The sequence below is a fragment of the Nitrospirillum viridazoti CBAmc genome (assembly GCF_000730165.1).
GTDB classification, from domain to species: Bacteria; Pseudomonadota; Alphaproteobacteria; order Azospirillales; family Azospirillaceae; genus Nitrospirillum; species Nitrospirillum viridazoti.
The window spans coordinates 1,688,636-1,703,542 of record NZ_CP022110.1 but is presented as its reverse complement, the minus strand read 5'-3'; the positions used below and the strand labels follow the sequence as shown (position 1 = coordinate 1,703,542).

Here is a 14,907-nt window from a genome sequence, read left to right as displayed (position 1 = left end):
GCCGCGGGGAACTACAGGGTTGCCGGTTCGAGTCCGGCCGGGCGCCTACCTTCCGGTGCCTGTAGCTCAATAGGTAGAGCATGTGCCGTTTCTCGCACTCCCTCGTCGCCACTTTTGCCGTGCGCTGTTAGAGATATGAAGGACTTGAAGGAAATGACCATGACTGAACATGGCTTCGAGGTGACGGTGGCCGATGGCGCCGTGCCCATCAAGATGTGGACCAAGGGCGTGGCCGTGGACGACCAGGCCCGTGCCCAGCTGGCGCGGGTGGCGCGTATGCCCTTCGTGTTCAAGCATGTGGCGGCCATGCCCGACGTCCATGTCGGAATCGGCGCCACTGTTGGTTCCGTCATTCCCACGCTGGGCGCCGTCATTCCGGCGGCGGTGGGGGTGGACATCGGCTGTGGCATGATGGCGGCCCGCACCTCGTTGGCGGCCGCCGACCTGCCGGACAATTTGGCCGGGCTGCGCACGGCTATCGAGCGCGCGGTGCCCCATGGCCGGGATGTGGGGCGCGGCCGGCGCGACAGCGGTTCCTGGGGTGACCCGCCCGCCGACATCGTGGCGGCGTGGGGCACCCTGGCCGAGCGCTTCGCCGGCATCACCGCCAAGTATCCCAAGCTGGCCGGCGCCAACACGCTGGTGCATCTGGGGACGCTGGGCACCGGTAACCACTTCATCGAGCTGTGCCTGGATGAGGCGGGCCAGGTGTGGGTGATGCTGCATTCCGGATCGCGCGGGATCGGCAACGCCATCGGCACCTTCTTCATCGAGCTGGCGAAGAAGGATATGCGCCGCTGGTTCATCAATTTGCCGGATGAGGATTTGGCCTACTTCCCCGAGGGCACTGACCACTTCAACGACTATGTCGAGGCGGTGGGCTGGGCCCAGGATTTCGCCGCGCTGAATCGGCGCATGATGATGACCAACGTCATCGCCGCGATGCGCACCGTCATCACCAAGCCGTTCGACGCGGCGATGGAGGCCATCAACTGCCACCACAACTACGTCCAGCGGGAGCGTCATTTCGACCGAAACGTCCTGGTCACCCGCAAGGGGGCGGTGAACGCAGGCAGTGGGGTGATGGGCATCATCCCCGGATCCATGGGCGCCAAGTCCTTTATCGTGCGCGGCAAGGGGAACGCGGAGGCGTTCAACAGCTGCTCCCACGGGGCCGGGCGCCTGATGTCCCGGCATGAGGCCAAGCGGCGCTTCACGCTGGAGGACCACGCCCACGCGACCGAGGGGGTGGAGTGCCGCAAGGACGCCGACGTCATCGATGAGACGCCGGCCGCCTACAAGCCCATCGAGGCCGTCATGGCGGCGCAGGCCGACCTGGTGGAGATCGTTCATACGTTGAAGCAGGTCCTGTGTGTGAAAGGCTGACGCCTTCACACGGGGAAGCAGGTCCTGGGCATGAAGGGGTAGGATCCTTCACGCTTCAGGACGGGGGGATACAGTGATCATCATTGATGGATCGGAAGGCGAAGGGGGTGGGCAGGTGCTGCGCACCGCCCTGTCCTTGTCGCTGGTGACAGGCCAGGCGTTCCGCATCGACAACATCCGCGCCAAGCGGGAGAAACCCGGCCTGATGCGCCAGCATCTGACGGCGGTGGAGGCGGCGTGCGCCATCAGCGGCGCCACCGCCGACGGGGCGGCCATCGGCGCATCCTGCCTGACCTTCACGCCGGGCCGGGTGAGGGCGGGCGACTACACCTTCGCCGTGGGCACGGCGGGCAGCACGGGCCTGGTGCTTCAGGCGCTGCTGCCGCCCCTGTTGCTGGCGGATGGCCCGTCACGCCTGGTATTGGAGGGCGGGACGCACGCCCATGCGGCACCGCCCTACGATTTCACAGCGGCCACCTTGTTGCCGTTGCTGTCGCGTATGGGGCCGACGGTGACGGCCAGCCTGGTTCGCCCGGGCTTCTATCCCGTTGGGGGCGGGCGCATCGAGGTGTCGGTGACTCCGGGCCCCCTGCGGCCTCAGGAGCTTGTGGAGCGGGGCGCCTTGCGCGGGGTGCGCGGCCGGGCGCTGCTGTCCAACTTGCCAGCCAACATCGCGGAACGGGAGGTAGCGGCCGCCCGCCAAGTGCTGGGCTGGCCGGATGAGGCCTGGGCCGTTGAGACGGTGGCGGAGGGGCGGGGACCCGGCAACATCCTGATGCTGTCGGCCTGCTTCGACCAAGTGACGGAGGTGGTCAGCGCCGTGGGCCGCATTGGCCTGCGGGCCGAGGATATCGGCCGCCAGACGGCCAACCGCCTGGCGGGCTACATCGCCTCGGGCGCCTTCGCTGGGCCCTATCTGGCGGATCAGCTGCTGTTGCCCCTGGCGCTGGCCGGCGGCGGTTGTTTCACCACCGTGCGGCCGACGCAGCACAGCCTGACCGGTGCCGCCATCATCCGCCGTTTCCTGGATCGGGATATCCAATTCCAAGCCCGGGAGGACGGCACCCATCTGGTAACGGTGGCGTAAGCCCCAACCGGGGCGCCTACTTCGCCACCGTCGTCACCTTGACCGCGTTCTGCGGGCCGGCGGTGATGGTGGTGCCGGTGGCGTCGGGGATGAAGCGGATGGGCACCTCGATCTGCTTGGTGCAGGTGCGCAGGGTCCACACCTCACGCCAGGGTGGGGATTTGCCGCCGGGGGCGGGGGTTGCGTCACGGTCCACGAAGCGGGTGTCGGCCACATACTCGCGGGCGCAGCCTTCCTCGGTGGCGCCGGGGGTGATTTTCACCAGTTGGTCCACCTGCTGTATGGCGTCGCGCTGCAGCAGCACGTCGGTATGCGTGCCGCCGGGCAGCAAGGCGCCCATGCCGATGGCCTGGCCCGCCTGCTTCCAGCCGATGACGTTCAAGGTGCGGGTGACGCCGCAGCCGGCCAAGGTCACCTGCTGGCGCCAGATGCCGGTCTGCAGCTGGCCGGCGGCATCGAACACCAGGGGCTGGAACACCGCCACATCGGTCGACACCGTGGCCTGGGCGCTGGGGCAGGGCTCGTTCATGACCACGGCCGATTGCTGGGCGGCGGCCAGGGTCATCTGCCGCACCCCGGGATCGGCGAACAGCCTGGCGGTATTGGCCTGGTCATCGGCCAGGGCCGTGCCTGATGCCAGGAACAGGGCGAGGGCGGTGGCGATCCCGGTGTGCGTCATGGTCTCATTCCCCGAGGCTATACTGCGCCGGTTCCCAGACATAGCTCTTGGGGTCGGCCTTGCCGTCGGTGGCGTCCTTGGGACGGATGTGGCCGATGCCGGGGAAGGAGATATGGGCGGCGGCCACCCAATAGCCGTCCTTGGCGGCCTCGGCGAAGATTTTGGCCCGTTCCTTGTACGCGGCGGGGCTGTCGCTATCGAACTGGACGGTGGTGGCGGGGGTGTCGAACTGCACCGCCGCCACATGCATCAGGTCGCCCCAGAACAGGATCTTCTGGCCCTTGCTCTCGGCCGCGTAGACAGTGTGGCCGGGGGTATGGCCGTGGGCGGGGATGGCGGTGATGCCGGGGAACAGCGAGGTCACGCCATCGAAGGTCTTCAGCTTGCCGGCGGCGGCATAGGCGTCCAGCAGCTTGTGCGCGGTGGTGAAGCCGCCCCGTTTGTCGGCGGGCGCCTTGGCCTCGGCTTCGGCGTTCAGCCAGTGGCCCTTCTCCGCCGCGTCGACATAGAGGGTGGCGTTGGGGAAGGTCATCTGGCCATCGGTCATCAGGCCGCCGATATGGTCAGCGTGCATGTGGGTGATCAGCACCGCGTCCACCTGGTCCGGCGTGTAGCCGGCGGCCTTCAGGTTGGCCAGCAGATGGCTGGGGGCCTGGGGACCCGCCAGGCCGTTCAGGCCGGTATCGACCAGGATCAGTTGCGCCCCGGTGTTGATCAGGAAGGCATTGACCGAGGTGGGCGTGGGGCTGGGCTGATGGTTGCGCGCCAACGCCGCCGCCACCTTGGCCGGCATGGTGTTGGTCATCAGCTTGTCCATGGGCAGCGTCAGGATCGTGTCATTCAGCGCCGTGATCTCGAAATCCCCCAGCATCAGGCGGTAGTAGCCCGGCGCCTGGGTCTTCACCTGGGGCGCGGCGGCGCGGGCGGTAGAGGGCAGGGTCACCAGGGACAGCGACAGGGGCGCGGCGGCGAGCGCCAGGGCCAGACCAAGGGAACGCGGCGACATGGGGAAACTCCGGCAGGCGGGACCGTGAAGGTGGGGTCCGACACGTTGAACTGGGCGCCAGACTATGCCCCAGCCTCCACGGCATGCAACCGGGGCAGAGCCCTGGCGCCGCTCTTTCTCCTGCCGCCCTATTCCCCTGCCGTTAGGTGTCCCGGCGCCTTCGGTTGACGTGGGGTCGACCCGTCCCCCAAGCTGCCAGGGTGGGGAAGCAGGCTGGGGGACGGGATGCGCGGGCGTGTCGTTGGGGTGTTGGCCTGCCTGCTGCTGCTCATAGCGGTGCCGGCGCGGGCGGATGACCTGGTTCATCTCACCGCCCGGCCGCAGGTTCCGCCCCCGGTGGCGGAGGGAACCGTTGGACCTGTGCGGCTGGGCGATGGCATCGTCCTCATTCCCGGATCCTACCGACCGGGCCAGCCCTTGCCGCTGCTGGTGATGCTGCATGGCGCCAGCCAGCGGGGTGCCGACATGGTGGCCCGGCTGGCGCCGGTGGCGGAGGCCCGGGGCGTCATTATCGCGGCCCCCGACTCCGGGGATTATACCTGGGACATGCTGGCGGCGCGCAAGCATGAGGCGGATGAGCGCTGGGGACCCCGGTATGGCACCGACCCGGCGCGCATCGACGCCTTCCTGGCCCAGGTCTTCGCCCGCTACGCCGTGGACCCGACCCGGGTGGCGCTGGCGGGATTCTCCGATGGGGCGACCTACGCCCTGTCGCTGGGGCCGGAAAACCTGGACCTGTTTACCACGCTGATCGCCTTTTCCCCCGGGCGCATCGCCCCGTTGCATACTCAAGGGGATCCGCCCGGCGTTGGCCAGGCGCGGGTCTTCATCAGCCACGGCAAGGCCGACCGTGTGCTGCCTCTGGAAGAGACGGCGCGCACCACCGCGCCGGCGTTCAAGCGGCGTGGCTTCCTGGTGGAGGTGCGGGTGTTCGATGGCGGGCATGTCCTGCCGCCGGAGGTGATCGAGAGAGCGTTGGACTGGTGGTTGGGCTCTCGCTGACTCTGTCCTACGCTGTCGCGCCGTCACCCGTCGCGGCCAAGCCCATCGCCAGCGCCCGTGCCACGGCCGCCAGGCGCACCGCCTCACGGTCGCCGGGGAAGACGTGCCGCTCCACCACCATGGGGTGGTCGCGGCGGGCGCAGCCCAGGTAGACCAGGCCCACCGGCTTTTCCAGGCTGCCCCCGCCGGGGCCGGCGATGCCGGTGACCGACAGGGCGATGTCGGCGCGGGAGCGGGCCAGCAACCCCTCCGCCATGGCGTGGGCCACCTCGCGGCTGACGGCGCCGTGCAGGGCGATCAGGCCGTCGGGCACGCCCAGCAGGTCGACCTTGGCCTGGTTGCTGTAGGTGACCACGCCCCGGTCCACCACGGCGGAGGAGCCTGAGATCGCGGTGAGGCTGGCGGAGATCAAGCCGCCGGTGCAGGACTCGGCCGTGGCCAGCCACAGCCCGTTCGCCTGGCAGGCGGCCAGCAGGCGTTCGGCCGCGCGTGTGATCTCCGCCGGGAACATGGGGGTCAGGCCTTTGAAGCCGGCCAGGGCAGGCGGACCGTGCAGGTCGCCATGGCGGCGATGCCCTCGCGCCGGCCGGTGAAGCCCAGGCCTTCGGTGGTGGTGGCCTTCACGGAGACACGGTCGGGCGCGATCCCTAGCAGGTCGGCCACGCGGGCCACCATGGCCTCGCGGTGGGGCCCCACCTTGGGACGCTCGCAGATGACGGTGATGTCGCAATGGGCGATGGCCCCGCCCTTGGCCTTCACCAGGCTGGCGGCGTGCTGCAGGAACTTGCCGCTGTCGGCGCCGCGCCAGCGCTCATCCGTGGGGGGGAAGTGGCTGCCGATGTCGCCTGCGCTGATGGCGCCCAGGATGGCATCGGTCAGGGCATGCAGGCCCACGTCGGCGTCGGAATGGCCCTCCAGCTTGTGGGTGTGCGGCACCTTCAGACCGCAGAGGACGATGTGGTCGCCTTCCGTGAACTTGTGCACGTCATAGCCGTGGCCCACGCGAACGTCGCCCAAATCGTTCATGATGATCTTCTCCGCCCGCGCCAGATCCTCGGCATGGGTCACTTTCAGGTTGTCGGGGTTGGTGGGCACCAGGCGCACGGGGAAGCCGGCCTTCTCCGCCACGGCGGCGTCATCGGTCAGTTCCTGGCCCGCCAGGTCGCGGTGCGCCTTCAGGATGTCGGGGAAGCGGAAGCCCTGCGGGGTCAGCGCCCGCCACAGGGCGGTACGGTCCACCGTGGCGGCCACGGCGCCATCCTGGTCCGCCCGCTTCAGCGTGTCGCTGACGCTGGCCGCCGCCAGGGCGGCCGGCACCTCGGCCAGCGCCTTGATGACGGCGGAGATGCTGGCGGCGTCCACCAGGGGGCGGGCGGCATCGTGGATCAGCACCAGGTCGTAGCCGCCATCGGCGGCCGCAGCCTCCAGCCCATTGCGCACGCTGTCCTGGCGGGCCGCACCCCCGGCCACGGGCGGGAGCAGGTCCAGGCCGGCCACCGCCTCTTCATACAGGTCGCGGTGGGCCGGGTTGATCACCACCCGCACGGCCGTCACCTCCGGATGGTTCTGGAACGCGGCCACGGTGCGGGCCAGGACGGGCTGGCCGGCCAGGGACAGATATTGCTTGGGCATGTCCCCGCCGAAGCGGGAGCCGCTGCCGGCGGCGACGATCAGGGCAAGGCAGGACGGCATGGTTGGTCAAGACACCATGAATATGAGACGCGGACGAGGGATGGTGACAATTATCCCTATTTCCCGATGAGAGATATCTCCCCTTAAGACCTTGCCGCTAGGCTTGTTTGTCCGCCGGCGTCCACGATCTGCCATGCCACCGCGCCATACCATAGTCGCATCCGCCGTCTTCGGCGGCGTCGCTTCCCTTTGGCGGGGGCTCATGATAGCTTGAACGCCTAATTTTGTAGCAGTCATGGAAAGCGCCTAGGAAATGGGCAGTAAGTTAGCGCCGATTCAGGTCGGTCCCGTCACGATTCAGGATCCGGTGATCCTGGCGCCCATGTCGGGCGTGACCGACACGCCCTTCCGCCGTCTGGTGAAGCGCGCCGGCGCGGGCTTGGTCGTTTCCGAGATGATCGCCAGCCAGGCGATGATCCGCGCCACCCGTGAATCCGAAAAGAAAATCGACCCCAACGCCCAGGAGGGCGTGCTGTCCGTCCAGCTGGCGGGCTGTGAGCCCGAGGTGATGGCGGAGGCGGCGAAGCTGTGCGTGGACCGGGGCGCCTCCATCATCGACATCAACTTCGGCTGCCCGGTGAAGAAAGTGGTGAACGGCTATGCCGGTTCCGCCCTGATGAAGGACGAACCGCTGGCCGGCCGCATCCTGGACGCTGTGGTCAAGGCCGTGTCCGTGCCCGTGACCCTGAAGATGCGCAAGGGCTGGGATGAGCGGAACCTGAACGCGCCGCGCCTGGCCAAAATTGCGGAGGAGTGCGGCATCCGCATGATCACCGTGCACGGCCGCACCCGCAACCAGATGTACAACGGCGTCGCCGACTGGGCCTTCATCCGCCAGGTGAAGGACGCCGTGTCGCTGCCGGTCATCGCCAACGGCGACATCGTGGATTTCCCCGACGTGACCCGCTGCCTGGAAGAGAGCGGCGCCGATGGGGTCATGATCGGCCGGGGCACCTATGGCCGCCCCTGGTTCATCAACCAGGTCATCCAGATGCTGCGTACCGGCGCGGCCCCGGCCGAGCCCACGCTGGTGGAACAGCGCGACCTGGTGCTGGAGCATTACGACGCCATCCTGGAGCATTACGGCACCGACGCCGGCCTGAAGATCGGGCGCAAGCACATCGCCTGGTATTCCAAGGGCCTGCCCGGTTCCGCCGAGTACCGCGCCAAGGTCAACACCATCGAGAAGGCGGAGCTGGTGCAGGACTTCGTGCGCGGCTGGTACCAGGATCTGCTGGACCGGGGCATCGTGGGGCGCGATCTGTCCGGCCGGGGCCTGACCGCGGAGGCCGGTTGCGACGTTGAGGACGACGACAGCGCCGGCGAAAAGAAGGTGGCCGCCTGATGGGGCGGACGGCGGCCCTGCCTGCCCCGGCGCCCGGCATGGTCGATCCCACGGCCATCCTGTCCGCCCTGCCGGAACCCATCCTGGTTATCGACCGGCAGCGCCGCATTCATTTCGCCAACCTGCAGGCGGAGGAATTCTTCGACGCCAGCGCCGCCCTGCTGGTGGGCAGCCAGCTCGACACGCTGATCCCGGGCGACAGCCCTGTCCACTCCCTGATCGATCAGGCGCGGATGACGGGCGGCAGCGTGTCGGACTACAGCATCATGCTGGAGACGCCGCGCATCGGCCTGCATTTCCTGACGGCCAAGGCGGCCCCCCTGTCCGATCCGCCGGACCTGGTGGTGCTGTCGCTGCATGAGCGGTCCATCGCCCGCAAGATCGACAACCAGCTGACCCACCGGGGGGCCGCCCGGTCCGTCGTCGCCATGGCGGCCATGCTGGCGCACGAGGTGAAGAACCCGCTGTCCGGCATCCGGGGGGCGGCCCAGCTGTTGGAAGAGAACGCGTCCGAGGGGGACCGCATGCTGACCCGCCTCATCTGCGATGAAGCCGACCGCATCGTGGCCCTGGTGGACCGCATGGAGGTCTTCACCGACGGCCGGCCGCTGGAAAAGACGGCGGTGAACATCCATGGCGTGCTGGAGCATGTGCGCCGCGTGGCGCAAAGCGGATTCGGCCGCGCCATCCGCTTCGTCGAGCGCTACGACCCGTCGCTGCCGCCGGTGCTGGGCAACCGCGACCAGCTGATCCAGGTCTTCCTGAACCTGGTGAAGAACGCGGCCGAGGCCTGCCCGGAAAAGGGTGGGGAAATCGTCCTGTCCACCGCCTACCAGCATGGGGTGCGCCTGGCGGTGCCGGGGTCCGACAGCCGGGTGCACCTGCCGCTGCTGATCAGCGTGCAGGACAATGGCGACGGCATTCCGGAGGACTTGCGGGCCAACCTGTTCGATCCCTTCGTCACCACGAAGATGAACGGGACCGGCCTGGGCCTGGCGCTTGTCGCCAAGATCATCGGCGACCATGGCGGGGTCATCGATTTCGACAGCGTGCCGCGTCGCACGATCTTCAAGGTTTCGCTGCCGGTCGCCCCTGGGCGGACGGCGTCAGAGGGGGGCGTTTAATCCATGGGTCCATCCACCATCCTTGTCGCTGACGACGACAGGGCCATCCGCACCGTTCTGAACCAGGCCCTGCTGCGCCTGGGCCATGACGTGCGGGTCACCGGCAACGCCGCGACCTTGTGGCGCTGGGTCCAGGATGGGGAGGGGGACCTGGTCATCACCGACGTGGTGATGCCGGATGAGAACGGCCTGGACCTGTTGCCGCGCATCAAGAAGCTGCGCCCCGAACTGCGCGTCATCGTCATGAGCGCGCAGAACACGCTGCTGACCGCCGTGAAGGCGGCGGAGCGCGGCGCCTTCGACTATCTGCCCAAGCCCTTCGACCTGAAGGATCTGATGGGCATGGTGGAACGCGCCCTGTCCACGCCCCAGCCAGCCCCGCCGGCCGCCGCCGGCGCCGCGGCGGCGCAAGCCGAGGAGGAGGCGCTGCCCCTTATCGGCCGGTCGGCGGCCATGCAGGAGATCTACCGCGTCCTGGCGCGCCTGATGGGCACAGACCTGACGGTGATGATCACCGGCGAGTCGGGCACCGGCAAGGAGCTGGTGGCCCGCGCCCTGCACGATTACGGCAAGCGGCGCAATGGACCCTTCCTGGCGGTCAACATGGCCGCCATCCCCCGCGAACTGATCGAGTCCGAGCTGTTCGGCCATGAGAAGGGGGCCTTCACCGGCGCCACCGTGCGGTCCACCGGCCGGTTCGAGCAGGCGCAGGGCGGCACCCTGTTCCTGGACGAGATCGGCGACATGCCGCTGGACGCCCAGACCCGCCTGCTGCGTGTGCTGCAGGAGGGGGAGTACACCACGGTCGGCGGTCGCACCCCCATCAAGACCGACGTGCGCATCGTGGCCGCCACCCACCGCGACCTGCGCACCCTGATCCGCCAGGGCCAGTTCCGCGAGGATCTGTTCTATCGCCTGAACGTGGTGCCCATCCGCCTGCCGCCGCTGCGCGAGCGGACGGAGGACATCCCGGCGCTGGTCCGCCACTTCTTCGGCCTGGTGAACCAGCAGGGACTGCCGCTGAAAAGCATGGACAACGCCGCCCTGGACCGCCTGCGCCGCCATCGCTGGCCCGGCAACGTGCGTGAGCTGGAGAATATGGTGCGGCGTCTCGCCGCGCTGTACACGCAGGAAGTCATCACCATCGATGTCATCGAGCAGGAGCTGGCGGACTTCGCGCCCGCCGCCGCCCCCGCGGAGGAGCCGCAGAACGAAGGCCTGGGGGCCGCGGTGGAGCGGCACCTGAAGGACTATTTCGCCGCCCATAAGGACGGCGTGCCGGCCGCCGGCCTGTATGATCGCGTGCTGCGCGAGGTGGAACGGCCCCTGTTGTCGCTGTCGCTGATCGCCACCCGGGGCAACCAGATCAAGGCCGCGCATATGCTGGGCCTGAACCGCAATACCCTGCGCAAAAAGATCCGCGACCTGGACATCCAGGTGGTCCGTGGCCTGAAGTAACAGCGGACACCTCTACCAACGGGCGTAAGACGGACGGCTGGAAACACGCGTGGCATTCTGGTAACAGAGGTGGGCGCCCGGGCAACAGCAGCCCCTGCCGGGTGACGCTCCTTCGGCTTTGGCCAGACGGGCGTCGCCTGACGGATGTTGTCCGCACCACCTCCGCGCCGGGGGTGGCGTTTGCGCCGTGCAAACCACCGGCCTGGCAGGAACCGTGCTTCGTTTCGCCTTTTATGCGGTCTCACCCCCCGTCGCAGCGACGCCCACCCTGGCGCCGGCCTTGATCTTCGCGCCTCTGACGATGTCCGGGGTGGCGGCGGTCCGGATGCCTTTGCCATGACCGAGGTTCCTCCGGCGCTGATCACACCGCCCAGCCCCCCGGTTCCACCGCACGTCCCTCCCAAAAGCGACAGCTGGTGGCGGCGCCTGTCCGTCTGGTCGGCCCGCCTGGGCCTGGGCAACAAGCTGGCGGTGGCCTTGGCCTTCGCCGCCGTGCTGTCAGGCTTCGCGACATACGCGGCGCTGACACAGCAGCCGCCCTTCGGCAACAGCCCCAACACGGTCAGCCTGCTGCTGACGCTGGACGGCGCGCTGCTGCTGATGCTGCTGGCGCTCATGGCCCGGCGCATCGTCGGCCTGTGGATCGAGCGGCGCCGGGGCCTGGCCGGATCGCGGCTGCACGTGCGGCTGGTGGCGGTGTTCAGCCTGCTGGCGGTGCTGCCCGCCATCGTCATGGCCGCCTTCTCCGCCTTCTTCTTTTACCTGGGCCTGCAGTCCTGGTTCAGCGACCGGGTGCGCACGGCGGTGAATGAAAGCCTGGTGGTGGCCCAGGCCTATCTGGACGAACACCAGATCGCCATCCGCAACGACGCCTCGTGGGTCGCGAACGACCTGCTGGCCGCGCGCCAGGGGCCGCTGGTCACGCTGGACCCGCTGTTCATCTACGCCTTCCTGCGCAACGAATCCTTCCAGCGCTCCTTCACCGAGGCGGTGATCTTCGACGGGCAGGGGCGGCAGTACGGCAGCTATACCCTAGGCTCCGTCTTCCAGCCCGACGTCATGCCCAAGGAACGGCTGGAGCGGGCGCGCAAGGGCGAGGTGGACTTCGAATTCAATGAGAAGGAGAAGCGTGTCACCGCCCTGATCCGCCTGGATCCGGACTTCGACATTTTCCTGCTGCTGGGCCGCCCGGTGGAAGCCAAGGTGATGGAGCACCTGAACGCCGCCCAGACGGCGGTGCGCGAATATACCGAGCTGGAAGGCCAGCGCTTCGGCCTGCAGACCAAGATGACGCTGATCTTCATCATCGTCTCGCTGCTGCTGCTGCTCGTGGCTATCTGGGCCGGCCTGAATTTCGCCAACACCCTCATCACACCCATCAGCGCGCTGATCATCGCGGCGGAGCGCATCCGCACCGGTGACCTGACGGCGCGCGTGCCGGAAACCTTGCCGGGACCGGAGGATGAGCTGACCTCGCTCAGCCGCGCCTTCAACCGCATGACCAGCCAGCTGTCGTCGCAGCGTAGCGATCTGGTGGAAGCCAACCGCCAGCTGGACCTGCGCCGCCGTTTCACCGAGGCGGTGCTGGCCGGCGTGTCGGCCGGCGTCATCGGCCTGGACGAGCAGGGCTTCATCAACCTGCCCAACCAATCGGCGGCCCAGCTGCTGGACATCCCCGACGTGCACGAGATGATGGGGCGCGACATCCTGGCCGTGGTGCCGGAGCTGGAAGATCTCATGTCCGCCATCCGCCGGCGCCCGTCGCGCCTGGTGGAAGGCCAGGTGCAGATCCGCCGGGGCAACACCCAGCGCACCCTGCTGGTGCGGGTGGCGGCGGACACCAGCGGCAACGGCATCCGCGGCTTCGTCATCACCTTCGACGACGTGTCGGAACTCTTGTCGGCGCAGCGTAAGGCCGCCTGGGCCGACGTCGCCCGCCGCATCGCGCATGAGATCAAGAACCCGCTGACCCCCATCCAGCTGTCGGCCGAGCGCCTGCGGCGCAAGTACCTGAAGGAAATCCAGAGCGATCCGGAGACCTTCAAGGCCATGACCGACACCATCGTTCGCCACGTGGACGACATCGGCCGCATGGTGGACGAGTTCTCCGCCTTCGCCCGCATGCCCACGCCGGTGATGAAGCCGCAGAATATCCAGGAGCTGTGCCGTCAGGCCGTGTTCCTGCAGGCCACCGCCCAGTCTGGCATCAAGTTCGACAGCATCCTGCCGCCTGAGAAGGTGGAGGTGGAGTGCGACGGCCGCCAGATCTCCCAGGCCCTGACCAACCTGCTGAAGAACGCGGTGGAGGCCATCGAGGGACGCATGGAAGAGGACGCGGCCGATGGCCACGACTCCCCGCCGGGCCATATCTCCCTGAAGGTGGAGGCCATGGACGACCACATCGTCCTGACCATCGCCGACAATGGCAGGGGCCTGCCGGCCGAGGGCCGGGACCGGCTGACGGAACCCTATGTCACCACCCGGGCCAAGGGCACCGGCCTGGGCCTGGCCATCGTGAAGAAGATCCTGGAAGACCACGGCGGCACCCTGGGGCTGGACGACAACCCTGGTGGCGGCGCCCGCGTCACCCTGATCCTACCGCTTGTGCAAGCGGCGGCTCCGCAGGACGCGGAAACGGCCGCCAGCCCGGCCCTGGTGGCCGGGACCAGTGCCTCCAAAAGCGTTTGACCCAAAGGCGTTGACCCATGGCGCATGATATTCTGATCGTCGATGACGAGGCCGATATCCGGATGCTGATCTCCGGCATCCTGGAAGATGAAGGCATGAAGACCCGCGAGGCGGCGGACGCCGACCAGGCGCTGGCTGCCGTCGCCGCCCGCCGGCCCAGCCTGATCATCCTGGACATCTGGCTGCAGGGCAGCCGCCTGGACGGCCTGCAGATCCTGGATGAGATGAAGCGCGATCATCCCGACGTGCCGGTGGTCATGATCAGCGGCCACGGCACCATCGAGACGGCGGTGGCGGCCCTGAAGAAGGGCGCCTACGACTTCATCGAGAAGCCGTTCAAGTCTGACCGCCTGCTGCTGCTGGTGGAGCGCGCCATCGAGGCGGCCCGCCTGCGCCGTGAGAACCGCGAGCTGCGCCTGCGCGCCGGCGGTGAGGTGGAACTGATCGGCCGGTCGCTGATGATCAACCAGCTGCGCCAGTCGCTGGACAAGGTGGCGCCCACGGGCAGCCGCGTCCTTGTCAGCGGCCCGCCGGGCAGCGGCAAGGAGATCGTGGCCCGCATCATCCATGAACACTCCCGCCGCGCCGACGGTCCCTTCGTGGCGCTGAACTGCGCCACCATGCGGCCCGACCGGCTGGAGGTGGAGCTGTTCGGGACGGAGCATCCCATCGACGGGGCGGGCCGCAAGGTCGGCACCTTCGAGCAGGCGCACGGTGGCACCCTGTTCCTGGACGAGGTGGCGGACATGCCGCTGGAAACCCAGGGCAAGATCGTGCGCGTACTGCAGGAGCAGACTTTCGAGCGCGTGGGCGGCAGCACCCGGGTGGAGGTGGACGTCCGCGTCATCGCCAGCACCAACCGCGACCTGGCGGCCGAGATCGAGGCGGGTCAGTTCCGCCAGGACCTGTACTACCGCCTGGCGGTGGTGCCGCTGAAGGTGCCGTCGCTGCGGGAACGCCGGGAGGACATCCCCCTGCTGGCGCGTTATTTCCTGCAGCGCTCCGCCACCGCGTCGGGTCTGCCGCAGCGTGTCCTGGGCGAGGACGCCATGGCCGCCCTGCAGGCCTATGAATGGCCCGGCAACGTGCGCCAGCTGCGCAACGTCATGGACTGGCTGCTGATCATGGTGCCGGGCGACCCGGATGAGCCCATCCGTGCCGACATGCTGCCGCCGGAGATCGGCTCCATCACCCCGACGGTGCTGCGCTGGGAAAAGGGCGGGGAGATCATGTCCCTGCCGCTGCGCGACGCCCGCGAGGTGTTCGAGCGTGAATACCTGCTGGCCCAGGTCACCCGCTTCGGCGGCAACATTTCCCGCACCGCGTCCTTCGTGGGCATGGAGCGTTCGGCCCTGCACCGCAAGCTGAAGTCCTTGGGCGTGCATGGCAATGAGCGCGGTGATGGGAAAGGTGAGGAATAAGCGGCAACCCGCTGATCTG

The 14,907-nt window shown here is 68.3% G+C and carries 12 protein-coding genes; 8 read left to right on the top strand and 4 right to left on the bottom strand.

The genetic code is table 11. From position 1 onward, the window contains the following. Positions 1-153: 153 nt before the first annotated feature. Positions 154-1,386 carry an RtcB family protein gene (locus Y958_RS07855; protein WP_276328572.1) on the top strand — a complete coding sequence of 411 codons (1,233 nt, stop codon included), beginning with the start codon at positions 154-156 and terminating at the stop codon, positions 1,384-1,386. 73 nt (positions 1,387-1,459) lie between these two features. Next, complete coding sequence (gene rtcA / locus Y958_RS07850) at positions 1,460-2,473, top strand: RNA 3'-terminal phosphate cyclase (RefSeq protein WP_088871558.1); 1,014 nt, start codon at positions 1,460-1,462, stop codon at positions 2,471-2,473. A gap of 16 nt (positions 2,474-2,489) precedes the next feature. Here the strand turns inward: rtcA and Y958_RS07845 are convergent, their stop codons facing one another. Next, on the bottom strand, positions 2,490-3,152 hold the full coding sequence (locus Y958_RS07845; protein ID WP_088871557.1) for a hypothetical protein: 663 nt from the start codon (positions 3,150-3,152) through the stop codon (positions 2,490-2,492). Between the two features lie 4 nt (positions 3,153-3,156). Beyond that, positions 3,157-4,158 carry an MBL fold metallo-hydrolase gene (locus tag Y958_RS07840; protein ID WP_088871556.1) on the bottom strand — a complete coding sequence of 334 codons (1,002 nt, stop codon included), beginning with the start codon at positions 4,156-4,158 and terminating at the stop codon, positions 3,157-3,159. A gap of 225 nt (positions 4,159-4,383) precedes the next feature. Between Y958_RS07840 and Y958_RS07835 the strand changes: the two genes are divergently transcribed. Beyond that, on the top strand, positions 4,384-5,160 hold the full coding sequence (locus Y958_RS07835) for an alpha/beta hydrolase (protein ID WP_050898147.1): 777 nt from the start codon (positions 4,384-4,386) through the stop codon (positions 5,158-5,160). A 7-nt stretch (positions 5,161-5,167) separates the two neighbouring features. Here Y958_RS07835 and Y958_RS07830 read toward each other — a convergent pair whose 3' ends face one another. Both Y958_RS07830 and Y958_RS07825 read right to left on the bottom strand, forming a co-directional pair. After that, entirely contained in the window at positions 5,168-5,671 is a 504-nt protein-coding gene (locus tag Y958_RS07830) for a CinA family protein (RefSeq protein WP_088871555.1), read from the bottom strand. Positions 5,672-5,676: 5 nt separating this feature from the next. Then, positions 5,677-6,852: a bifunctional 2-C-methyl-D-erythritol 4-phosphate cytidylyltransferase/2-C-methyl-D-erythritol 2,4-cyclodiphosphate synthase gene (locus Y958_RS07825; protein ID WP_088871554.1), complete on the bottom strand. Its 1,176-nt coding sequence runs from the start codon at positions 6,850-6,852 to the stop codon at positions 5,677-5,679. A gap of 253 nt (positions 6,853-7,105) precedes the next feature. Between Y958_RS07825 and dusB the strand changes: the two genes are divergently transcribed. The 5 genes from dusB to ntrX all read left to right on the top strand — a co-directional run bounded on the left by dusB (position 7,106) and on the right by ntrX (position 14,888). Continuing rightward, positions 7,106-8,197, top strand: a complete 1,092-nt coding sequence (gene dusB, locus Y958_RS07820) for a tRNA dihydrouridine synthase DusB (protein WP_088871553.1) — start codon at positions 7,106-7,108, stop codon at positions 8,195-8,197. Continuing rightward, on the top strand, positions 8,197-9,321 hold the full coding sequence (locus tag Y958_RS07815) for a two-component system sensor histidine kinase NtrB (RefSeq protein ID WP_088871552.1): 1,125 nt from the start codon (positions 8,197-8,199) through the stop codon (positions 9,319-9,321). The genes dusB and Y958_RS07815 overlap by 1 nt, the downstream gene beginning before the upstream one ends. A gap of 3 nt (positions 9,322-9,324) precedes the next feature. Then, a complete protein-coding gene (gene ntrC, locus Y958_RS07810) occupies positions 9,325-10,779 on the top strand; it encodes a nitrogen regulation protein NR(I) (protein WP_004271807.1) in 1,455 nt (484 codons plus the stop codon). A gap of 336 nt (positions 10,780-11,115) precedes the next feature. After that, positions 11,116-13,467, top strand: coding sequence for a sensor histidine kinase NtrY-like (locus Y958_RS07805; RefSeq protein WP_088871551.1), 2,352 nt, complete (start codon positions 11,116-11,118; stop codon positions 13,465-13,467). 17 nt (positions 13,468-13,484) lie between these two features. Continuing rightward, a complete protein-coding gene (ntrX, locus tag Y958_RS07800; protein ID WP_004271810.1) occupies positions 13,485-14,888 on the top strand; it encodes a nitrogen assimilation response regulator NtrX in 1,404 nt (467 codons plus the stop codon). The last annotated feature ends 19 nt before the right edge of the window (positions 14,889-14,907 follow it).

What these genes read in the sequence shown, in the direction of transcription:
- Y958_RS07855 (WP_276328572.1), top strand. Translation starts at nt 154, where the DNA reads ATGACCATGACTGAACATGGCTTCGAGGTGACGGTGGCCGATGGCGCC.
- dusB (WP_088871553.1), top strand. Translation starts at nt 7,106, where the DNA reads ATGGGCAGTAAGTTAGCGCCGATTCAGGTCGGTCCCGTCACGATTCAG.
- Y958_RS07815 (WP_088871552.1), top strand. Translation starts at nt 8,197, where the DNA reads ATGGGGCGGACGGCGGCCCTGCCTGCCCCGGCGCCCGGCATGGTCGAT.
- Y958_RS07805 (WP_088871551.1), top strand. Translation starts at nt 11,116, where the DNA reads ATGACCGAGGTTCCTCCGGCGCTGATCACACCGCCCAGCCCCCCGGTT.
- Y958_RS07830 (WP_088871555.1), bottom strand. Translation starts at nt 5,671, where the DNA reads ATGTTCCCGGCGGAGATCACACGCGCGGCCGAACGCCTGCTGGCCGCC.
- ntrX (WP_004271810.1), top strand. Translation starts at nt 13,485, where the DNA reads ATGGCGCATGATATTCTGATCGTCGATGACGAGGCCGATATCCGGATG.
- Y958_RS07840 (WP_088871556.1), bottom strand. Translation starts at nt 4,158, where the DNA reads ATGTCGCCGCGTTCCCTTGGTCTGGCCCTGGCGCTCGCCGCCGCGCCC.
- Y958_RS07825 (WP_088871554.1), bottom strand. Translation starts at nt 6,852, where the DNA reads ATGCCGTCCTGCCTTGCCCTGATCGTCGCCGCCGGCAGCGGCTCCCGC.
- ntrC (WP_004271807.1), top strand. Translation starts at nt 9,325, where the DNA reads ATGGGTCCATCCACCATCCTTGTCGCTGACGACGACAGGGCCATCCGC.
- Y958_RS07845 (WP_088871557.1), bottom strand. Translation starts at nt 3,152, where the DNA reads ATGACGCACACCGGGATCGCCACCGCCCTCGCCCTGTTCCTGGCATCA.
- Y958_RS07835 (WP_050898147.1), top strand. Translation starts at nt 4,384, where the DNA reads ATGCGCGGGCGTGTCGTTGGGGTGTTGGCCTGCCTGCTGCTGCTCATA.